Origin of the sequence: Eudoraea chungangensis, from assembly GCF_029360665.1 — a bacterium.
GTDB lineage: Bacteria > Bacteroidota > Bacteroidia > Flavobacteriales > Flavobacteriaceae > Eudoraea > Eudoraea chungangensis.
This window is the reverse complement of record NZ_JARDUB010000004.1, coordinates 295,020-317,256: the sequence shown is the minus strand read 5'-3', so window position 1 is coordinate 317,256 and position 22,237 is coordinate 295,020. Positions and strand designations below refer to the sequence as shown.

Genomic DNA, 22,237 nt, shown 5'->3' with positions numbered 1-22,237 from the left:
TGCAAAGTGAAAACCCGTCAAAACATAGATGAATCTACTTCTTCGAAATTATCACCTTAGGAATGCCTTGGATATCTTAATCTAACCTTAGGGTCTATTCTTGTATTGGATCTTAAGGTTTCTACAAGAATTGTTTTACTAGTGGTCTAAAGAAAAAAAGATTCAATTCCAGTTGTTAGAGCTCTATTTTGTACCTTTGAATCCCGTAAGAAAGATTGGTGAAATGTCAGATACAAAATATATTTTCGTTACGGGTGGTGTTACCTCGTCATTAGGGAAGGGAATAATTGCAGCATCCCTTGCAAAACTACTTCAAGCCAGAGGTTATAAGACTACAATACAGAAACTAGATCCCTATATAAATGTAGATCCCGGAACCTTAAACCCCTACGAGCATGGAGAGTGTTATGTAACAGACGACGGTGCTGAAACCGACTTGGACCTTGGACATTACGAAAGGTTTTTGAATGTAAAAACATCGCAGTCGAACAATGTTACTACAGGTAGAATTTATCAGAGTGTAATAGAAAAAGAAAGGCGAGGTGAGTTTTTGGGGAAGACGGTACAGGTAGTGCCACATATCACCAATGAAATAAAAGAACGTGTCCAGATATTGGGTAATAGTGGGGATTATGACATAGTTATCACAGAAATTGGAGGAACCGTTGGGGATATAGAATCCCTGCCTTATATAGAGGCTGTGAGGCAACTATTATGGGAATTAGGCGACAATAATGGTATTGTAATTCATCTAACGCTTGTGCCATTTCTTTCTGCAGCCGGTGAGTTGAAGACAAAACCTACGCAACATTCGGTTAAGACTTTAATGGAAAGTGGTATTAAAGCCGATATTCTGGTCTGTAGAACAGAACACGAACTTACTACGGATATCAAAGAAAAATTAGCACTTTTTTGCAATGTAAAAAAGGAAGCCGTTATTCAGTCAATAGATGCTTCTACTATTTACGATGTGCCAATTATGATGCAGAATGAAGGCCTAGATACCGTTGCCTTAAATAAACTTGTTTTACCTGAAAAAAGTGAACCGGATTTAGAGCAATGGAATGAGTTTTTAGACCGGCATAAACATCCTAAATCGGAGGTTACCATTGGTTTAATTGGGAAGTATGTGGAATTGCAGGATTCGTATAAGTCAATTCTTGAATCATTTATTCATGCCGGTGCCATTAACGAAGTAAAAGTAAATATTCGATCTATCCATTCTGAATATCTCACAGATGCAAATTTTGAGGATAAAATGAAGGGGCTGGATGGTGTTCTGGTAGCGCCTGGTTTTGGTGAAAGAGGGGTGGAAGGAAAGATAAAAGCTGTAAAATATGCTCGAGAAAATAATATTCCGTTTCTGGGAATATGCTTGGGAATGCAGATGGCTGTTATTGAATTTGCAAGAAATGTGTTGGGCTATTCCGATGCGAATTCTACAGAGATGAAAGGAAATACAGACCACCCGGTTATTAGCCTAATGGAAGCCCAAAAATCTATTACCAATAAAGGAGGGACTATGCGCCTTGGTGCATGGGATTGTACTTTAAAGAAGGATAGTCTGGTTATGAAGGCTTATCACGGACAGGCTGAAATTTCTGAAAGACACAGACATAGGTATGAATTTAATAACGAATACAAGGAAGTATTGGAGGGTGCCGGACTTATAGCATCTGGAATAAACAAGGAGACTGGTTTAGTTGAAATTGTGGAATTAGAAGCACATCCTTGGTTTATTGGAGTTCAATACCATCCTGAATATAAAAGCACTGTAGCGAACCCGCATCCACTATTCGTGGGTTTTGTTCGTGCCGCACTTTTACACAAAAGACAACAAACTAATGCCAGTTTGGCATAAAACCCACAATTGGATATATATTTGCACCGCTGCATTTGCAGGTCGTTCTTAAAAATAGAAAGACAGCTTTTAAAGAACGGATTTTAAATAAGCATACATGGAAGAAAAGAAATTGGACATAAACTCTATTGTGGGGTTTTTATTGATATTTGGAATATTAATTTTTTGGTTCTATCAGAACCAACCCACGCCTGAGGAGATTGAGGCGCAAAAAGCCAAACAAGCAGAATCTGAGATACAAGTAAATCCAGAAGAAGCACAACCAACAACTACCTTGCCGCAGTCTTCGGTAAATCTAGCAGATTCATCAGCAATTGCAAATTATAAAAAAACCATAGGAGATTTCAGCTATACTGCAGCTAAGGAAGGAACGACGGTTTTGGAAAATGATGTTCTGTACTTGGAAATAAGTAATAAGGGGGGGCAAATTGTAGAAGCATACATGAAAGAATTTGTGACTTTCGATTCTATACCCGTATACCTAGTTAAGGATGGAAATGCGGCTTTTGGAATAGCCTTTTCTACCACAGATAATAGAGTGTTAAATACAAAAGACTTGTTTTTTGAACCACAACTGAGTAATAATGGCGATACTCAGATTCTATCCATGAAGGCAAAAGTTTCAGCAAATCAGTTTTTAGAGTATCGATACGAAATGAAACCTGGAGAATATTTGGTAGACTTTGTGGTTCGGTCGCAAGGCCTGTCTTCAGTTATAAACAATGTTCAGCCCGTAACCTTAGATTGGCAATTGATAGGGATAAGACATAATAAAAGCATACAATACGAAAATAGATATACCAGGCTTACCTATAACCATGATGGGGGTAAAATTAGTAAGCTATCGGAAACGTCCGATGATGAAGAATCGGAGATTGATATAAAATGGTTGTCTTACAGACAGCACTTTTTTAGCTCTATTTTAGCCACAAATACTCCCTTTAAAACAGCCGAATTTACCTCTAAGAACTTAGTGGATGAAGAAAGTAAGGAAGCTAAAGTTACAAAGGAGTATGCCACAATAGCTCCCTTGGAATTACAAGGAGGGGAACTGGCATATCAAATGAATTGGTACTATGGGCCAACAGATATAAAGGTATTGTCAGAGTATAAAGACCTGGGCCTAGCCGATTCTATTCCTTATGGATGGGGTATTTTTGGATGGATCAATAGATATGTTTTTACACCCTTCTATGGGTTTTTAAGCTCTTATTTGCCTTTTGGTCTGGCAATAGTAGTAATGACCATTTTGGTTAGACTTGCTATGTCTCCGGTAACTTATAAGTCTTATTTATCTCAGGCCAAGATGAAAGTTCTAAAACCAGAAATTACCGAGCTAAATGAAAAGTACAAGGACAATGCCATGAAGAAGCAGCAAGAGACTATGAAGCTCTATAATAAGGCTGGGGTTAGTCCAATGAGTGGATGTGTTCCTGCGGTCTTGCAGCTGCCTATTTTTTATGCGCTGTTTATGTTCTTCCCAACTTCTTTTGCCTTGCGTCAGAAGTCCTTCCTGTGGGCAGAAGACTTATCTTCTTATGATACAATTGCAGAATTGCCGTTTGCTATACCCTTTTATGGAGATCATGTAAGTTTATTTCCCATCTTGGCCTCTGTGGCAATTTTCTTTTATATGATGATGACAACCGGACAGAATATGCAGACACAACCGGGGATGCCTAATATGAAGTTCATTATGTATTTGTCTCCTCTATTAATGCTTTTCTTTTTTAATAATTATGCTAGTGGTTTAAGTTTGTACTATTTTGTGTCCAACCTTATCACCATTTTTATAATGCTAGCAATAAAGAAATTTATTCTAGATGAGGATAAGATTCATGCTCAGATACAGGAGAATAAAAAGAAACCCAAGAAGGAGAATAAATTTCAGCGAAAGATGCGGGAGATGATGGAACAAGCAGAGCAACAAAAAAAGAAATAATTGCAAAATTTCTAAAAAAAAAGCCCTGACCAACTGGTCGGGGCTTTTAGCATTAAATAGGTTTGGTTTGATAAGATTTGGGACTTCAAAGATGTCATAACTTACGGTTTAAAAAAAAGAATAGTTGTCAAGGGTTCAGTTTTGTATGCTAATTGTTTTAATTATGATGTCTTGCAGTTTTATTTGTATCGCTTTGCTAGGGGTAAACAAAAATACTCCCCTAAGAAGGGGAGTATTTCTATCAAAAGATATCAACCAAACTACTAACTATATTTTTCTGTATTAATGACTGGGGGGATTTAATAAGTCTAATACTTCTTGAGGTAATAATACCTTGTTAATTATATGAACAATGCCATTGCTAGCTACATTATCAGCTCCGGTTACCCTCGCATCCGTGTCTGTTTTATCTCGAATAAATACACCGTGATTTAAAATGGCAAATAAAGATTCACCCTGGGCTGTTGGCAATTCCTGATGGTCACTAAGATCTGTGGATGCAGCAGCTACTCCATCAATTACGTGATAGGTGAGAACTTTTGTTAAAAGCTCTTTTTCTGCAGGTGTATCAAAGTCTTCTAGGCTATTGTAGTCAGGACCAAGGGCATTTAACAGATCAGCGAAAGCTGCGTTTGTCGGTGCGAATACCGTAAAGGTGCCATCGCTGCTCAAAAGCTCTACCAAACCAGCATCGGCCTGAATAAGGGCATCAACTAGTAGACTTAGGTCTTCAACAGACTGCGCCAATTCTACAATATTTGGTTCTGATGGAGTAAGCAGGTCTAGAACTTCCTGAGGCAAAAGAACTTTATTAATCACATGTACCACTCCATTGCTTGCAGCAACATCTGGCAGAACTACAGTGGCATTCATATCGGTAGCATCATCTATATGAACCGTATTGTCTTTTAAAGATATAAGTACGTCTTCTCCCTGAGCTGTCCCTATGGTTTGCCCGTCAGAAAGATCGGTTGAAAAAGCGGCCACACCACCTACTACATGGTACGTTAATACTTTTACAAGAAGTTCTTTTTCTGCAGGGGTGTCAAAATCACTAAGACTGTTGTAGTCTTCTCCAAGAGCTCCTAATAAGGCAACAAAAGCTTCATTAGTTGGTGCAAATACGGTAAACGGACCATCGCCACTCAATAAATCTACCAAGCCAGCATCTGCTTGTTGCAGTGCTCCAACAAGTAGACTTAGATCGTCAGTTTCTACAGCTATTTCAACAATGGTTTTTAAGCTTAAGGTAGCTATAAAGTCTAGAGCTACCTGAGGTAAAAGTACTTTGTTAATTACGTGAACAACACCATTGCTTGCTGTTACATCTGGCATTACTACAGTGGCGGGCATATCTGTTGCATCGGTAATATGTACTGTGTTATCTTTAAGACTTACACCTACATCCGTACCCTGAAAAGTGGTTATCGACTGGCCATCGGAAAGATCTCCTGAAAAAGCAGCTGTACCTGCAACGACGTGATAAGTAAGTATTTGAACTAGTAAATCTTTTTCTTCCTGTGTATCAAAGTCACCTAGGCTATTATAGTCATCACCAAGCGCGTCAAGTACTGCAATAAATGCTTCATTAGTCGGAGCAAATACGGTAAACGGTCCATCTGTTCCTAAAGTTTCAACTAAGCCGGCATTGGCCTGCTGTAGAGCTCCTACTAAAAGGCTTAAGTCATCTGTTTCAACTGCTATTTCAACAATAGTTTTGAGACTTAGGGAAGCCACGAAATCTAAGGCCGCTTGAGGAAGTAATACTTTGTCGATAGTGTGTGCTACACCATTTGAAGCAATAAAATCTGTTGCGGTTATTTGTGCATTAGTGTCCGAGGCGTCGCCTATTACAAACGTATCCCCCGAAGCAATTACTTCTAAGTTATTGTCTGTTAATGCTGTTCCAACAGTGCCTGCGCTAAGATTTTCTTCTAATACGGCGGCTGGAATTACATGGTATAAAAGAATGTCTTTTAACAACATCATTTCTGCTTCGGTATCAAAGTCGTCTAAACTATTGTAATTATCTCCAAGAACCTCTAAAAGAGCAACAAAGGCGTCGTCAGTTGGTGCAAATACTGTGAAAGGGCCTTCACTAGACAGGGTCTCAGCTAAGCCAGCTTTAATAACGGCTGCTTCCAGGACAGATAATGCTTCTGTTTCAACTACAAGTTCTACTAAGGTACCTTCCATATCTGCCATGGCGTTTAACGTATTTAGAACAGCCTCAGGGACCAGAACTTTATCAATAACATGCACAATTCCATTGCTGGTTTCCACATTTGGAATTAAAACTCTTGCAGCTGTTTCTGTAGCGTCTTTTAAAAAGACACCACTTTCTAGTGATACTTCAACCTCTTCTCCTTGGGCAGTAGTTAACATTTGTTCGTCCGAAAGGTCAGTGGAAGCAGCTTGGACGCCAACAATTACATGATAACTAAGGATGTCTGCCAAAATTTGTTTTTCTGCGTCCGATGCAAAATCATCTAGGCTGTCATAGCCTTCTAGGCCTTCCAAGAGAGTTGTGAATGCTTCATCTGTCGGGGCAAACACAGTAAACGGACCGTCAGAGCTTAGAGTTCCAATTAAGTCGGTTCCTTCTTTTTCATCTGCCTTTGTCAAGGCAGCTACCAAATTACCAAGTGCGTCTGTGGCCTGAGCCGTTTCTACGATCGTTAAGGCCGCATCTCTGCTGGCGATTTCGTCGTCATTTTTTTCACATGCCATAACGAATGCAGATGCAATTGCTAAGACAAATAATCTTTTTAAGAATAATAATCTTTTCATCATAATAGTGTTTTTAGAAGTTAATTAGTTTAATAAAAAAATAAAATAATTAAACAATAAATTTAAAAATCACGTTACAATTAATTTTTAGTGAACTCGTGGGATTCTTTAAAAACAATGTATTAGTGGTTAAATTGTATTATTTACTAATAAGACTCCCAAATTATTAAACGGTTGCTTTTGTTTAATATAATTTAATAAAGAATTAACAAAAAATCTAAAAATTCATTTGTTAAAACAAGAAAACTCCTTCGATTTTTAAATCGAAGGAGTTATATATAGATAGCTAAAAACTAGCTAGAGAGATTTAGGTCCTCTAGTTGGTGGTATCAGGAATTAGGACAGAATTCAAGACGTGGATTACGCCATTCCCTGCCTGAACGTCTACGGCAATAATGCCTTTACCTGTGTTGCCTGCACCATCCGTTACATCCCCTATATTATCCCCTGTTCCAGGAAGTGTAATGACAATATCATCACCTTCTAAAGTAGTTGCAGGAGTGTCTCCAGGATTATTAAGATCCGTTGATGTAATATTTGCTTCACTTACCACATGATGAAGAAGCACTTGCGTAAGAACAACTTCTTCAGGAATTGCGGCTAAGTCAGCAAAAGCATCGTTGGTGGGAGCAAAAACCGTAAACTCTGGGTTAATACCATCTGCGTTACTGCCTTCTGTCCTAGATAAAATACTAACAAAGTCCGTTCCTGGTGTTAGGGTAGTTAGGGCTTCAACAAGGGTAGAGAACAATGGATCCGCTGCGGCAAAAGTTACTACAGTAGGAATGTCTATAACAGTATCTACCGCATGAATGATGCCATTGGAACCGACTACATCTGCTGTTAAAACAGAGGATATGCCATTAAATTGTACTCCATCTGTTGTATCGAAATATATGCTTAAAGGCTTGTCGTTAGGGCCAGTAGCATTTGTGTTTGAATACCCTGAACCTGATTCTACCAAGGCAGAAGAAGGGATGGCTGCGCTAAGTACATGGTTTAACAGAATTTGAGACAACACAGCAGTATTGATACCTCCTAGATCTGCTCCGTCAAGAAAGGTTTCAAAAGCAGCGTTATTTGGAGCGAGTACAGTAAAAGGACCATCACCAGCTAGGACGTCAATTAAATTTCCATCTGCCGCGCCCAGAGCTACTACCAAGCTGCTAAAATCTGCATTTGCTGCGGCATGAGTTAGAATAGAAGGAATTGGAATTACCGCGTCTACGATATGTATTGTTCCGTTAGATGCAGTTACGTCCGCAGTAGAAACAGCAGAAACGTTGTTAAATCGTACTCCATTAGCTGCATTAAAATAGACGCTTATGTTATTTCCTTCAACTCCCGCTGCATTTGTACTTGCATATCCGGCTCCTAAGCTTGTTAAGTCGCTGGAAGTAATATTCGCGGAAATTACATGATTTAAAAGTATTTGAGAAAGTACATCTGTCGGCACTTCATCTAAGGAGGAAAAACCGTTAGAAGCTAAAAAGGTGGTAAAAGCTGCGTTCGTAGGCGCTAGAACTGTAAATGGTCCATCTCCACTTAGGACGTCTACTAAATTTCCATCGGCTGCCTGCAAGGCTGCGACTAGGCTGGCAAGTTCTGGAGTGGCCAGAGCTACTTCTACAATGTTTGGTGTTTCTTCCACCGGAGGGGTGCCACCTCCGTTGTCGTCATCAGAACACGAAAAGGCTACAAAAGCTAATGCTACGAAAAGACTTTTAATTAAATTGGATTTTGTTTTCATTAGTAAGATTTTAATATTAATTAATTAGACTTATTTTTAAAATGTTCAACAAAACTATAATAAAACTTAAACAATAAAATATTTTTATTATTTGTTTAACATCCTATTGGTAAATCGAATATTTACATATTTTACCATATAAAAGGAACTTAAGCTTTGTTAAACGTCATTCTAATAAGAGGATGTAGAAAAACTATAAAAGTTGCTTTGTTTAATTAAAATGTATAAAACCTTAACAAAATTTAACAATTAGCAAGGGCTATAAACAAAAAAAACCATCCCGAAAGGATGGTTTTTTAAACTAAATATTTTTCGGTAACTAATTCGTTGTATCCGGAATCATTACTTTTGTTATAAGGTGAATTACTCCATTAACGGCTTGTAGGTCGGTTACTGCGAGAATAATATCTGAGTTTCCTGAACCATCTGTAATAGTTGTTTCTCCTGCTGTTTGTGAAAAGGTTATACTATCACCCTCTAAGGTTACCAGAGAACTACCATTGGTTATAGACTCTGATCTATTATTGCCACTCACTACATGATGGTATAAAACAGCAGTGAGTAAACCTTCTTCAATGTCCTCTACTGTATTCCAATCCGGATTAGAGTCTAAAAGATCATCAAAAGCCGTATCGGCCGGAGCGAACATGGTGAAGGGTCCATCTCCTGAAAGAATAGCGACAAAATCTGTTCCGGGAGTACCACTAGTAAGAGCAGTTGTCAATTGTTCAAAATTAATGTCCGTTGTAACAAAGGTCACTACCGTTGGCAAATCAATAACTGTTCCTACTGTATGAATGATTCCATTAGAGGCATCAATATCTTCTTCAAGTACGGTAGAACTACCGTTGAATACTATTGAGGCATTTGTGGCGTCAAAATATAGGGACAAATTATTGTCACCACCAGGGCCCTGGGCCAGGGTGCTTGAGTAATTTCTGCCTAAAATACGGAGTGATTCGGAGTCTAATCCAGCACCAATAACATGGTTTAATAAAAGTTCTCTTAAGACAGGCACGGGCACGTCTTCAATACTTGGAAAATTAGCGGTGGCTAAGAATAGGTCGAAAGCTGCATTTGTAGGTGCCAGAACGGTAAAAGGCCCATCTCCGTTTAAAGTACTTACTAAATCCGTTATTTCCAAAGCTGTTACAAGGGTAGACAAATTTGGGTTAGCCTGTGCTACTTCTACTATAGTAGATTGTGTAGTTCCTCCGCTGTTATCGTCCTCACTACAAGACCATAAAAGACTTATGAGGACTAAAAACAGGTAGGGATGAATTTTTAATTTCTTTTTCATTGCTTTTGTTTTTAAAGCCTAAATTTCAGTTTTTTTTTATTTAATTAACAGAGCATATAAAAATTTATGACAATTTTAGTATTCTTCAGAAGGGTAATTAAAGACTTTAGATAGCAAGTCCTAATTAAAAAACTTAGTGTTTTTAAGACTTAGGCAGCAATCCTCCGTTGATTTCTATCTGTTCAATTCTAGTACTAGAGAAAACTAGTTGTAATTCCGAAATTTTGTAATTTTGTACCCTATAAGGATTATGAAAAAAGTAGTAGTTGGTTTATCCGGAGGAGTAGATTCTAGTGTTACAGCTTATTTGTTGAAGCAACAGGGATACGATGTAATTGGCTTGTTTATGAAAAACTGGCACGATGAATCAGTGACACTGTCAAATGAATGCCCCTGGTTAGAGGATAGTAACGATGCCTTAATAGTGGCCGAGAAACTAGGTATTCCGTTTCAGACCGTAGATCTAAGTGAAGAATACAAAGAAAAGATTGTTGACTACATGTTTAGGGAATATGAAATGGGCAGAACTCCCAATCCTGATGTATTGTGCAATAGGGAAATTAAGTTTGATGTATTCTTGGATATTGCCCTGCAATTAGGTGCCGACTTTGTGGCTACGGGACATTATTGCCGAAAGGGAATAGTTCAAGATGCTGAGGGGAATGAAATATATCAGCTTTTAGCAGGAGTGGATACAAATAAGGACCAATCCTATTTTCTCTGTCAGTTATCCCAGGAACAGCTGTCTAAAACCTTATTTCCCATAGGGGAACTAACCAAGCCAGAGGTGCGAGAAATTGCAAAAGAGAACCAATTGGTGACTGCTAACAAAAAAGATTCACAAGGTCTGTGTTTTATTGGTAAAGTAAGTTTACCGGATTTCCTGCAACAAAAACTAAAGCCGAAGAATGGAGTAATTGTAGAAATTCCTAACGACTTAGATCTATATAAAAATACGGAAGGTGGTTATGCTTCCCTAATGGAAGAGATGGCTCATATGTCTAAAAAGCCAAAGTATTCTCCTCTGGATGGGAAGGTGGTAGGGCAGCATCAAGGCGCTCATTTCTTTACTAAAGGTCAAAGGAAGGGCTTGGATGTAGGTGGAACTAAAGAACCTTTATTTGTAATCGATACAGATGTAGAAGAGAATATTATCTATACCGGACAGGGCAAAGCGCATCCAGGACTATATAGGAGAACATTATTTGTTTCAAATGGGGAGATTCATTGGGTTAGACCAGACTTGGCCTTGGCAGTGGATGAACAAATGGAAGTGCAGGCAAGAATTAGATATAGACAACCCTTGGTAAAGGCAATCTTATATAAAGTAGACAGTGGCCTTTATGTGGATTTTACACAAAAACAATCTGCAATAACAGAAGGACAATTTGTGGCATGGTACCAAGAAGATGAACTTTTAGGTTCCGGGGTGATTGCCTGAGAAAGTAATACTTTCCATTCCTAATCGATCTGTACTTAAACTACTATTTATGCAAAATAGAATTTCCTCTCTTTTCAAGATTAAATATCCAATAGTACAGGCAGGCATGGTATGGGCAAGCGGTTGGCGTTTGGCCTCTGCAGTTTCTAATGCAGGAGGTTTAGGTATTATTGGTGCCGGGAGTATGTATCCAGAGGTGCTAAAAGAGCATATCCAAAAATGCCAAAAGGCTACAAAGAAACCATTTGGTGTAAATATACCTTTGTTATATCCGGAAATGGACAAACTAATGGAAATAGTAGTTTCCATGGGTGTAAAAATTGTATTTACGTCAGCTGGAAATCCTGCTCTGTGGACAGCATATCTAAAGGAAAACGGGATAACGGTAGTACATGTGGTCAGCAGTTTAAAATTTGCACTAAAAGCGGAGGCAGCTGGGGTAGATGCTATAGTGGTAGAAGGATTCGAAGCGGGCGGACACAACGGTAGAGAAGAAACCACCACCTTGGTTTTAGTTCCTACAGTAAAGGAAAAAATACAAATACCCTTAATAGCCGCAGGAGGAATAGCCACAGGAAAGGCCATGCTCGCAACTATGATATTGGGAGCAGACGGGGTACAAATTGGGAGTCGTTTTGTAGCCAGCCATGAGGCATCTTCACATATAAATTTTAAAAACCAAGTTGTTACCGCCGGAGAAGGAGATACGGAGCTTACTTTGAAAGAGCTTACTCCGGTTCGACTGCTTAAGAATAAATTCTATGAGCAGGTGAGGACAGCCTATGCTGAAGGATTTACAAAGGAAGATCTAAAGAAATTATTGGGGAGGGCAAGAGCCAAAAAAGGAATGTTTGAAGGTGATATGGACGAAGGTGAATTAGAAATAGGACAAGTGGCTGCCTTGATTCATGACATAAAACCAGCATCGGAAATTGTATCTGATTTAATGGAAGAATTTTATAAGGCTTCTGATAAGCTTCCTGCTATTTAACTATTACCTTAATTTGACTCTTAAGACATAACTGTCTGCTGTTATATACAAGGTTGACTTATCTGAATTAAAAGCGCAGTTAGAAGTGGCTTGGCCCGTTTTAATTTTCCCAAGGAGTTTTCCTTCTGGGGAAAAAACAAAAACACCTCCTGGCCCTGTTGCGAATAGATTGCCATCATTATCTACTTTCAGCCCATCGGGCAACCCTTTTTCAGAAGCAACTTCCTCCGTGGCATCGTAAAATAATTTTCCCTCTCCAATTAATCCATTTTCAGTTATTTCAAATACTTTCCAAATGGCCATAGCAGGATCCGAATTAGCAATATATAGTAGTTTTTCATCTGGAGACAGAGCTATTCCATTGGGTCTGGTAAACTCTTTTGTTAATAGATGAAGCTCTCCTTTGGAATTAAATAGGTATACGCCCTGAAAGTCTAATTCTTTCATAGTGTCTTCCATTTGTTTGGGAAGACCGTAGGGAGGATCTGTGAAATAAAGATCTCCTTGAGTTGAGTACACAGCGTCATTTGGGCTATTAAATCTTTTGTTTTCAAATTCACTTACAATAGATGTATAAAGAGGTTTTGGCGCAGAAAGATCGGTTTGCATTACGGCCATTCTTCGTTCCCCATGCTGACAAAGTACAAGCTGATTCTGAGAATTTAAAATAAGTCCGTTGGCTCCTGGTTCTCCGCCCTCAAAATTCTCTCCCATAAACCCAGATGGTTGTAGATATACTTCAGATTCTACGCCTTCTTTCCAAACATATACGGCATTTCTGGGGATGTCTGTGTATAACAACATCTCATGCCCTGGTACCCACAGCGGGCCTTCCGTCCAGTCGTGTTCCTTTGCAATAATTTCAATGCTTGTTTCCGTATTAATTAAATTCCAAAATTCGTCTTCATAGGCCACCAGCTTAGCTTCATGTAAAGAAGGGTAGATTAGCTTTTTTACGATGACCTCTTTTTGTACTTCCTTTTTCTTTTCTTTACAATTACTGAGAAATAAGGGAAGAAAAATAAATAAACAATAGTGGAGACTGTTTTTCATTGGGCTACATTTAATACGGCACAATTTAGTTATTTGTAAGCTGGCTATTACCTAGAGTGAATAACTTCTAAAAACTTAAAGAATAGAGTTGTTAAGCCTAATATCAGCATTTTCCCAGGCTACATCATATTCTGCCTTTATTAGGGCAGCTTCTTCTGTTTTACCCTGTGCGATATAACTTTTATACAAGCCCATTAATGACCATCCATTTTGCCTTAATACTGCCAGATCTTCCTTGTAAATCTTTTCGGCCTCTTCATAGTTCTCTGATTTTAATAGAATTGCACCCAGATTTTGCCTTGTAGGAATATGCCAGGCAGCTGGTTCTGTATAGGTTAGCGAATCTTCCAGTTCAACGGCTTTTTTTAGATGTGAAATAGCCAAGGAATACTCTCCTTTTGATGCGGCTATTTCCCCAGCAACCACCTCATAGGCAATCTTCGCAATATTATCTGAACTGTTATGTGCTGTGGCAACGATTTCTTTTAATTCCGGGTCTTCCTTCAGTGCTCCTATGGCCTGCAGCTCTTCTTCAGCTTCTTTAAGATTATCTTTTCTTACAAAGGCAATGCCTCTGGCATAATGTCTTATTAGATTTAGATGCTTTATTTCAGGATTAGGACTGGGAATGGTTAAAATATCATTCCATTTACCAAAACGAACATAAGAAAGCATTGGTGTAGAAGCGAAGTCTTGTAAAAACGGAAGTTCGATCAGTTCTCCGGTGGGTACTTTCTCTGCAGTCTTTTTTGCCGCATCTATAGCAATTTCACTTGCTCCTAAAAGGCTTGCAGCAGACCAGAGGAAATGGATGTTGTGAGGGTAGTATCCCAAGGGATACATTCCCTGTGAATAGCACTGGGAAATGTAGTCCTCATCTGCAAGAATTGCAGCCTGATTGGTCTTAACAGCATCTAAATAACGACCAACTCTTATGTATACATGAGAGGGCATATGAACAATATGGCCTGCTGCAGGCATAAGAGAGGCTAATATATCTGCGCTTGGTACCGCAAGATCTGGCTTAGGAAGCTCTACCATATGTATATAATAATGGTGAGCTCCCGGATTTTCTGGGTCTAACTCAATAGCTTTTTCTAAGGCCAGTTTGGCATCCGCTATCCCCGGAGAAGGATTTCCTTCTTCATCCCAATAGTTCCAAGGAACGGTATTCATTACAGATGCCGCATAAAGTGTTTGAATATGTGTGTCCTTAGGAAATGCCTTAACCACCTTAGCCATTTCTTTCATATAAGCCATATTCAATTCTTCAACATCTGCTTCCAAATCCTCACTGTATCTGGCAGCCAGAGCATTTATAAGCGCTTTTTCTTTTGGACTGGCAGAGCTAATATTCTTTTGAGCTTTTTTTAGAGCTTCATTGTATTTTTCCTTACGTTCTGGAGTAGGTAAGGGATCATTAATATTTGGTCCCAGAGCATATGCTTGCCCCCAATACGGCATTGGGGCAGACGGATCTCTTCTGGAGGCTTCCATATAAGATCGATGAGCTTCTGCATGATTAAAGGCGTAGGTAAGTTTAAGGCCTTGATCGAAGAATGTCTGTGCAGAATTATTCTTAGTACTTATGGCAAAACTTAAATCCCCGAGATTCTCAAATAAGGGAGATATCTGTTGCGTGGTATCAATATCTTCTAAAAGATATTTGGCGACCGTGCATTTTACGGAGTAAAAAGAAGCCTGCTGGGATGGATCCAGTTCCGTTTCTTCTGTCTTTGGGAGAATTAAATAAGTAATCAGGGTAATCCCCAAGAGGATAAGCGTAAAACTGATTTTTGTTTTCATGACTATAGTGGTTATTGGTTGTTTAAATGTATGCCTATGAATTTTGTTTTTCAAGCTAATCAACTTGCATCTGTTTTAGGTAACAGACTGAAAATAAAGATACTAAATTATTAAGAGATTGATGCCTTTTACGGTAAAGCTGTATGAATGGTTAAAAATGGGTTAAAGATGGTAGTAAGGCAGGTATATTTTTTAGAAAAAGATTAGATAAGCCATGGTGTTATACTATGTACTTGGTAACATTATCTTATAATTAGTGTTTATGGCTCTGCTGATAATGTTCCTTTAAAATATTTGTCCCAAAATCATTGGTAAGATCTCTTACTACGGTATGAACGTGATTGGCGTTATTTTGTGTATTGTCGAACTCAATTAACACTATGCGATTTTGAATTCTGTAATAATGCCCTTTACCGGGTGCTAGACTCCCAGCCCATGCAAAAGACAGATTTTCTAACCCTGCCGTTTCGATCTTGTTCCAAAAATTAGTACTAAATTTTGCTTCGTAGTTATGGAGATAGACCTTAACAAGTTGTAATAAAACTTTTTGCTGATTCTTTGTTAGGTTCTCAAAAGATATCCCGAGGGGTTCAATATTGCTAACCTCGGTACTAGTCCCCGTAATAATGTCTCTGGGCGCATCAGGGGATATTAGTGCTTTTGTAAGCTGATCCTCAGAAAGAGAATTTACCAATGCAAAACCTAATTCGCTCTCCTCTTTTAGCACTTCTTTTCCTTTATGCGGCCCACTAGGTACTACCCCCGGATTTGAACCCATAAATGATGGGGTAGAAGATAAGATACTATTTTCCCCGGCCATAAAGTTCAAAGAAATATGATGTCCTTCAAAACGCCATCCCCAAAAAGAATTATTATTTTGATCTTTGAACACTAAAAAATGATAATTCAAAGGATCTCTCATTGGACTGCCATCTGGCATTCTTAATTTATTGTCTTCTAATACAATCAGAATATTTTCTAATTGAGTAATAGCCATAGTTTTATTAAATCCCTGCTCGCTCAAAGACGCTTTCAATAAGGCAATTGCGGCCTCTTTTTGTATTTCATTGAAGTCTTTAAATGTGGCTCCTCTTCTTTTTATAGGAACATAGTTAAAATTTAACCTTTCCTGACTTTTTAGATTCATAAGGGTTTCAGTCCTTAAGGCAGGACTTAATGTTTCTATAAACTTATTTGCAAGATCGCTTAGCTCTTGTCCATAGTCTGAGATGGTATAGAGACAAAAAAGAATTCCCAATAAACAATGTCTTGATTTCATAATACCTTGGCTATTAAAATTTATTTGACATGCTTGTTATTTGTTTTTATAAGAAGCCAGACCTGTTAAACCTTCCACTAAATCAGATACTTTTACGTCTGGTTCCTAAGAGTTCTGCTTTAAGTTTACGGGATATCTCATACTTCTTAAATCATAATATTAACGATGAACCTATTTGTTTATATCGTTAATACCTGTTAATAAACCGAGATAGTACCTTAATTATCATAAAAGATTTTTTAAGGTAGGGATAGTTTTATACCTCCTTTAAACTAGCTAAAAACTCTATTAAATCACGTAATTCTCTTTTACTTAACACCTGTCCCATTGGCGGCATAGCAGAGGGCATATTTTCTCTGGTTTTAATTCTTGAAAGGGGGATTTCCATAGGTTCGGCCTCTGAAGTTCTCAATATTAGTTCCTTACTATTTTCTTCTTCTAAAATACCAGCTACCTTCTGGCCGTCTTTTAGGGTTAAGAGAACAGACCCGTAACCTGGTGCTAATCGTGCTCCAGGATCAATAAGAGATTCTAACAATTCTTCTCTACTCAAAATAGCCCCTATGTTATCTAAAGCGGGTCCTACTTTGCCTCCAGACCCACCCAAGGCATGACATCTTACACATTGGGCTGCAGAATTATTTTTAAAGACTCGAGAACCAGACCACCATTCGCCACCATACAGGGCTTCTTTATATGAATCGGTGCCATAGCCACTATTTTTTAATTCGGTTAAATTTGCAATTAAGGCTGCGGATTCTGTTTTTTCAACAGCCTCAATTAGGTCTAAAACTACTCCCGCTTCTAATTGATTTTTTCCTGCCTTCTCCAGCAGTTCACCTAAGGCTTGGCCGCTCTGCTCTATAGGCATATCTGCTAACGCATAAATCATTCTTTGCTGTTCGCGAGTACTTCCCTTAGTAAAAATTGGATTAATTACCGCTGGTAAATCATTTTTTGAAATACCTAATTCAGGAATCAAGTCTATAGCTGCAGCTCTCACATTTTCATCGGAATCGCGCATGCCCATTTTTGCAATATCTGCAATCCCTTCCGCATCTAGTGCGCCTAGGGTCTCTATCATGGCAACCCTAACTTCTGGTCTCTTATCTTGTCTAAGTATCTGCTCCAGGGTATTATTATATTCTTCAATTCTAAGCGTCCTAAGTATTTGTGAGGCACCAATTAGGATGTTAGGATCTTTATCCGAAAGGAAAGTTGGAATATCCTGTAGAATTTTTTCTTTTACAATTGCCGGATCACGCTTAAACTCTCCGCGATATCTGCCGTCCACACGGTCCAAAACGGAAGGATCAGGCCAGCTCCCAATAGTAGCCAATGCTTCCCCTCGCATATTTCCATTGGCTTGAGGATTCTTTGCAAATTTTATGAGTAAATCTAATTGCTCCGTTCCACCCACTCTCAAGGCAGCGTTAATACTTCTTCGTAGAAGAGGCTCTGAAGTAAATCTTTCCTCCATCATTATTTCGGCTAATGCCGGTAGGGCGTCAGGAATAGACCAATCATCATTAATGGCTCTTGCCGCTTCGGTCACAACATATTCGTCTTTATCTGCTAAGAAGTTCACTATACCAGGGTTTCCTAGCCTTCTCAGAACTAAAACAGCTGCAATCCTCAAACTCCTATCCGGACTGTTTGCAAGGGCCAGAAGTGGCTCTACATCTCCAATTCTGCTTAAAGCTAATACTGCTGCATGTCTAAGGTATAAATCCTTATCTGCATTCTCTTCGATTAATTCTAATAACGGATTTACAGCTTCTTTCATTTTTATCCTCCCTAAGGCCTGTGCAGCAAAAAACTGTGCCCTTGCATATGGACTTTTAAGGAGAGGAAGGAGGAATTCGCCTGCCTCTTGGTAACGAAGATCCCCAAGTACTTTTGCGGCCTGAGCAGCAATTTCAGGATCTTCATCCTCCAATAATTCCAATAATGGTTCTGCTTTACTCGGCGAATTTGCTGCAATTTGACCTATACCCCATATGGCATGTATACGGGCAAACTGATTTTCGCTTTCCGTTAAACTTTTCTTTAAAGCTCTGTAACCCCAAAACGTTCTCGTAGCTAATTCAAACTGGGCTTTTTGTCTAATCCGCATATCAGGATATGCAAGAAGGCTGATTAAATTGTCCGTGGATTCATCATGGTAATCTTTCGTCATCAGTCTTTCGGTTTCCCGACGCACTTGTGCCATGTCATTTTTGTTTTTAGTCACATCGAGCCGCCAAACACGGCCATAGTTTTTAGTCCCCCAACCATTTACCCAATCTGCTAGAAATAGGCTTCCATCCGGAGCAAATTCTAAGCCGGTTGGCAGTACTCCACTAAGAACGTCTATGTCTTTTTCCAAGTCAAAAGAGGCTCCCTTTGGTTTTAGTGTAAAGGACCATATATGCGATAAGGCGGGGTCCCCTACAAACTCTACAATGAAATAGTGATTTAACCACTCTTTTCCTAATGCCGTACCAGGATTATATACCATTCCGGTAGGACCATTGTGATAATTAGCTATGGGTGGAATAATATAGGCTGCCTGTCCTTCCCACCTCGGAACATATAACTTCTCGTCCATCCAAACTTTGTAGGAATTGTTTTTGGGATCTACATATTTACCGTATTGCCAGTTGGATCTCCACCCTGCATCTGAACCCTCAACAATATGAACCAAACGTTCACTTTCTCCTTGGTGGTCTCCGTCATTGTCTGAGGAAATTAAGTTCCCAAAGGCATCAAATACAAATTCATGTGTATTACGCAAACCTCGCGCAAATACTTCGAAGTTGGTGCCATCAGGATTAGAACGTACAATCATACCCTGATTGGGCAAATGGTGTTTTTTGCCATCCACAGTGGTGATACTGGCACCAATATCTCCTATGCCCCAATAAATTTTGCCATCCGGCCCTTCTATAGCCCCACTCATTCCATGTGCTCCAAAACCAATATGCACTGCAAAACCGTGGGCAATGGACGTTTTTGTATCCATCACACCGTCTCCGTTGCTATCCTCTACACGCCACATATCTGGGCCAATACCTACATAGATATCATCCTCTCTTACTAACAAGGCACCAGCTACATCAGTTATTTCCTCATTAAAATCCTCCAATATTCTAGTGGAAATATCTGCGAGACCATCTCCATCTCTGTCTTCTATTTTCCAGATTTCATCTTTTTCCACGGTTAAATCTCTCCAGTCATGAATACTATCTTTGTTTAAATCGGGAAACCATTCATTTTCTTTACTTAATTCGGGTGCAAAAGTCTTTCTTAAAAAGGCTCTTCTATCTTCAACAGTTTGCAGGCTAATGGAAGGTATCATCCAATCTTGATACCCTCTAATATCAAATTCTGAATTTTTTTGACGGTTAGTTCGTGTTACGTAAACATTGCCTTCGTCATCCATGTCAAGTGCAATAGGATCTGGAGCCAGCGAATCCGAAGCCCAGAGACTTAGTTCCAAACCTGCTGCCAATACAGGATTAATATTTGCCGTATTTTCTTCCGCCACTGTACTCGCTGTTAATGAATCTAACGCATACGACAGGGGAGTAACTTTAGGAATGTTAGATTTTTGATTACAGCTAAATACTAAGGCTATAAAGGCTATAAAGGCTATGAAGAGGCTTATTTTATTTAAGGTGGAAGGAATTTTCATATGTAGTTTATTAAGTTGCAATTCAATGGATTACTTGGCAATTAATATTAAGGAATTTATATGTGTATCTAAGGTAGCCAAGGTTTTAGACAATTTCTGAATTTGATCTTGGGCTTCTTTCCAATTCTTTTGTTCAATAGCCTCTCGGACACCTGGAAGTGTTTTTACACCGTATCCAGTGTAAAAACCCGGAGCGTAAATCTGGTGTTTATACCAGGATCTTCTAGGCAGTCCTTCTTTTGAAGTGAGAGATTGTTCCGTAGCTTGTAGTTTTTCATTTAACGCCTTCAATTTGCTATCTGAAAGATCATATAAGTCTAATTGATTAAACGCCTCAATTGAATTTTCTAGATGTAAAAGTTGATTTTGTAGGGGAGAAAAATCAAGGAATGGCACAGCTTCTTTTCGCTGAGGTTTTGCATTTTGAATTTTTGGGTCTGCAGCTAAATCATAAAGGTTTTTACGTACAAACTTATTGTGTTTCTCTACCTCATTTCGCATGGTTTCGCATTGTTTTGTTATTTGTTTAAGATAGCCGTCTATGGTCTTTTTTAAAGGACTAAAGGCGTAGGGTAAGACATCGGCATTGGCCAATCGCAACACCATCCTGCCCGCAGTTTTCGTCAGGGTTGCGCCATAGGCAAATCCAGGGTCTTTAAACCGTGTGTAATGTGGATAAGTATCGTAGATGGTATGGTATTCACCTCCCGCATTTTCTCCCCCAAAGCCAATATTTAGGGAAGCAATACCTGCATGCTGAATAAAGGGGGTATAATCAGATCCGGATCCAAGCGCATACAATTCAAACTTATCGTTGCCACCATTAATCTGATCTCTGGCCATTGCTCTTTCTTTAATAGAAACGTTCTTTTGCGGATCCATTACAGACTCGGCAACTTCTTCAACCATGGTTTCCAAAGAATGGGAGCCACCGGCTCTAAAAAAACCTCTTCCGTTTCCATCTGTATTAATGTATGCAACTGCTTTCTGCTGTAATTCCGTTTTGTGGTCTTCGACCCATTCTGTAGACCCAATAAGTCCTGGCTCTTCAGCATCCCATGCACAATATACCAAGGTTCGCTTAGGCGTCTCTCCCTTTTTGGCTAGATCTCCTATTATTCTCGCCTCTTCCATCAAGGCTATCATTCCGCTTATGGGATCGTTGGCTCCATGTACCCAAGCATCATGATGATTCCCTCGCATAACCCATTGGTCTGGAAACTGTGAGCCTTTTAAGGTTGCTATAACATTATAAGCCGGTTTTAACTGCCAATCAAACTCTAGCTTTAGCCGAACTTTTGCCGGACCAGGACCAATATGGTAGGTAATAGGGAGACCTCCTCTCCATGAGGCAGGAGCAACTGCGCCATCAAGAGCCTCTAAAAGTGGTTGTGCATCTTCATAAGAAATTGGTAAAACAGGAATTTTAGTTATGGTTGGTGCATCTTCTTTCTTTAATCTTTTTGCATCTTTTGTTGCTGCATATCCAGGGGTTAGAACATCACCGGGATATAGAGGCATATCCATTACCGACCCCCTTTGAACACCTGTTTTATTTTTAAAAGCTCCTTTTGGGTAAACGTCTCCCTGTACATAGCCGTCATCCTGAGGATCAGAATAAATGATACAACCAATGGCTCCTTTTTCTGCCGCTAGTTTTGGTTTAATGCCTCGCCATGAGCCATAATACTTGGCAATAACAATTTTACCATTAACATCGATTCCTTTTTTTTCCAAAACCTCATAGTCTGCAGGAATGCCATAATTAACAAAGACCAATTCAGCTTCCACATCGCCGTCGGTAGAAAAGGCATTGTAACTTGGAAGAAGAGCTTCACCTTGGTTGGTATATGGATCTCCTTCAACGGGCACGGCCGTAAGTTTTGCAGTGTACTTGATTGGGGCAGTAAGCTCCAATAATCTTAGCTTTGGATAAGGAAATAGAACGTCATACGTATCTATTTTCACATCATAACCCCAACTCTTAAATTCCTTTGCCATCCACTCTGCGAGCTCTTTCCCGTATTTGGTCCCGACATAATGTGGTTCTGCAGCCATTTTTTTCATCCATTCATCAAGATTCTCGGGATTAACTTCTGCATCAAAAGCAGCTTCTAAGTTTAGTTGCTTTTCCGTATTACTATTTTTAAATCCGGTTATTTTTTGGGCCATTAGATTAAAACAGCCTAGTAAAAAAAGAAGAGTAAGGAGATTTTTGTACATAAAAAGAAATTGTTTTGAATAGTATTAGTTAGTTTACTTTGGGCCAAATAGCACGTAAGTTTTGTTCAACGTCTTTCTCTTTTGTTAATATAGCTTGCTTGGCCGTTGCGATTCTATTAAAAGAA

The 22,237-nt window shown here is 39.1% G+C and carries 12 protein-coding genes; 4 read left to right on the top strand and 8 right to left on the bottom strand.

Annotated elements, in window-relative coordinates; translation table 11 throughout:
* Nucleotides 1-223: 223 nt before the first annotated feature.
* Both PXG98_RS11360 and yidC read left to right on the top strand, forming a co-directional pair.
* The gene (locus PXG98_RS11360) at nucleotides 224-1,861 is read left to right on the top strand and encodes a CTP synthase (protein WP_276391180.1); all 1,638 of its coding nucleotides are present in this window, start codon (nucleotides 224-226) and stop codon (nucleotides 1,859-1,861) included.
* Between the two features lie 97 nt (nucleotides 1,862-1,958).
* On the top strand, nucleotides 1,959-3,803 hold the full coding sequence (yidC, locus tag PXG98_RS11355; protein WP_276391178.1) for a membrane protein insertase YidC: 1,845 nt from the start codon (nucleotides 1,959-1,961) through the stop codon (nucleotides 3,801-3,803).
* Between the two features lie 282 nt (nucleotides 3,804-4,085).
* Here the strand turns inward: yidC and PXG98_RS11350 are convergent, their stop codons facing one another.
* From PXG98_RS11350 to PXG98_RS11340, 3 genes are all read right to left on the bottom strand, one after another.
* Nucleotides 4,086-6,596 (bottom strand): fasciclin domain-containing protein, encoded by a 2,511-nt coding sequence (locus PXG98_RS11350; protein ID WP_276391176.1) that lies wholly within the window; start codon nucleotides 6,594-6,596, stop codon nucleotides 4,086-4,088.
* Between the two features lie 313 nt (nucleotides 6,597-6,909).
* Nucleotides 6,910-8,343 (bottom strand): fasciclin domain-containing protein, encoded by a 1,434-nt coding sequence (locus tag PXG98_RS11345; RefSeq protein ID WP_276391175.1) that lies wholly within the window; start codon nucleotides 8,341-8,343, stop codon nucleotides 6,910-6,912.
* Nucleotides 8,344-8,662: 319 nt separating this feature from the next.
* On the bottom strand, nucleotides 8,663-9,643 hold the full coding sequence (locus PXG98_RS11340) for a fasciclin domain-containing protein (RefSeq protein WP_276391173.1): 981 nt from the start codon (nucleotides 9,641-9,643) through the stop codon (nucleotides 8,663-8,665).
* 250 nt (nucleotides 9,644-9,893) lie between these two features.
* Here PXG98_RS11340 and mnmA point away from each other — a divergent pair, with 250 nt between their 5' ends.
* On the top strand, nucleotides 9,894-11,084 hold the full coding sequence (mnmA, locus tag PXG98_RS11335) for a tRNA 2-thiouridine(34) synthase MnmA (protein WP_276391172.1): 1,191 nt from the start codon (nucleotides 9,894-9,896) through the stop codon (nucleotides 11,082-11,084).
* A 49-nt stretch (nucleotides 11,085-11,133) separates the two neighbouring features.
* Complete coding sequence (locus PXG98_RS11330; RefSeq protein ID WP_276391171.1) at nucleotides 11,134-12,075, top strand: NAD(P)H-dependent flavin oxidoreductase; 942 nt, start codon at nucleotides 11,134-11,136, stop codon at nucleotides 12,073-12,075.
* 3 nt (nucleotides 12,076-12,078) lie between these two features.
* On the opposite strand, the gene PXG98_RS11325 is transcribed toward PXG98_RS11330, so the two are convergent.
* The 5 genes from PXG98_RS11325 to PXG98_RS11305 all read right to left on the bottom strand — a co-directional run bounded on the left by PXG98_RS11325 (nucleotide 12,079) and on the right by PXG98_RS11305 (nucleotide 22,112).
* Entirely contained in the window at nucleotides 12,079-13,128 is a 1,050-nt protein-coding gene (locus tag PXG98_RS11325; RefSeq protein WP_276391170.1) for an SMP-30/gluconolactonase/LRE family protein, read from the bottom strand.
* A gap of 75 nt (nucleotides 13,129-13,203) precedes the next feature.
* Nucleotides 13,204-14,934 carry a tetratricopeptide repeat protein gene (locus PXG98_RS11320; protein ID WP_276391169.1) on the bottom strand — a complete coding sequence of 577 codons (1,731 nt, stop codon included), beginning with the start codon at nucleotides 14,932-14,934 and terminating at the stop codon, nucleotides 13,204-13,206.
* Nucleotides 14,935-15,187: 253 nt separating this feature from the next.
* The gene (locus tag PXG98_RS11315) at nucleotides 15,188-16,213 is read right to left on the bottom strand and encodes a DUF3500 domain-containing protein (RefSeq protein ID WP_276391168.1); all 1,026 of its coding nucleotides are present in this window, start codon (nucleotides 16,211-16,213) and stop codon (nucleotides 15,188-15,190) included.
* 256 nt (nucleotides 16,214-16,469) lie between these two features.
* On the bottom strand, nucleotides 16,470-19,889 hold the full coding sequence (locus PXG98_RS11310) for a HEAT repeat domain-containing protein (RefSeq protein ID WP_276391166.1): 3,420 nt from the start codon (nucleotides 19,887-19,889) through the stop codon (nucleotides 16,470-16,472).
* Between the two features lie 30 nt (nucleotides 19,890-19,919).
* Nucleotides 19,920-22,112 (bottom strand): M28 family metallopeptidase, encoded by a 2,193-nt coding sequence (locus PXG98_RS11305; RefSeq protein WP_276391163.1) that lies wholly within the window; start codon nucleotides 22,110-22,112, stop codon nucleotides 19,920-19,922.
* Between the last annotated feature and the right edge of the window lie 125 nt (nucleotides 22,113-22,237).

Coding starts and splice junctions, on each gene's coding strand:
- PXG98_RS11360 (WP_276391180.1), top strand. CDS start 224: ATGTCAGATACAAAATATATTTTCGTTACGGGTGGTGTTACCTCGTCA.
- yidC (WP_276391178.1), top strand. CDS start 1,959: ATGGAAGAAAAGAAATTGGACATAAACTCTATTGTGGGGTTTTTATTG.
- PXG98_RS11350 (WP_276391176.1), bottom strand. CDS start 6,596: ATGATGAAAAGATTATTATTCTTAAAAAGATTATTTGTCTTAGCAATT.
- PXG98_RS11345 (WP_276391175.1), bottom strand. CDS start 8,343: ATGAAAACAAAATCCAATTTAATTAAAAGTCTTTTCGTAGCATTAGCT.
- PXG98_RS11340 (WP_276391173.1), bottom strand. CDS start 9,643: ATGAAAAAGAAATTAAAAATTCATCCCTACCTGTTTTTAGTCCTCATA.
- mnmA (WP_276391172.1), top strand. CDS start 9,894: ATGAAAAAAGTAGTAGTTGGTTTATCCGGAGGAGTAGATTCTAGTGTT.
- PXG98_RS11330 (WP_276391171.1), top strand. CDS start 11,134: ATGCAAAATAGAATTTCCTCTCTTTTCAAGATTAAATATCCAATAGTA.
- PXG98_RS11325 (WP_276391170.1), bottom strand. CDS start 13,128: ATGAAAAACAGTCTCCACTATTGTTTATTTATTTTTCTTCCCTTATTT.
- PXG98_RS11320 (WP_276391169.1), bottom strand. CDS start 14,934: ATGAAAACAAAAATCAGTTTTACGCTTATCCTCTTGGGGATTACCCTG.
- PXG98_RS11315 (WP_276391168.1), bottom strand. CDS start 16,213: ATGAAATCAAGACATTGTTTATTGGGAATTCTTTTTTGTCTCTATACC.
- PXG98_RS11310 (WP_276391166.1), bottom strand. CDS start 19,889: ATGAAAATTCCTTCCACCTTAAATAAAATAAGCCTCTTCATAGCCTTT.
- PXG98_RS11305 (WP_276391163.1), bottom strand. CDS start 22,112: ATGTACAAAAATCTCCTTACTCTTCTTTTTTTACTAGGCTGTTTTAAT.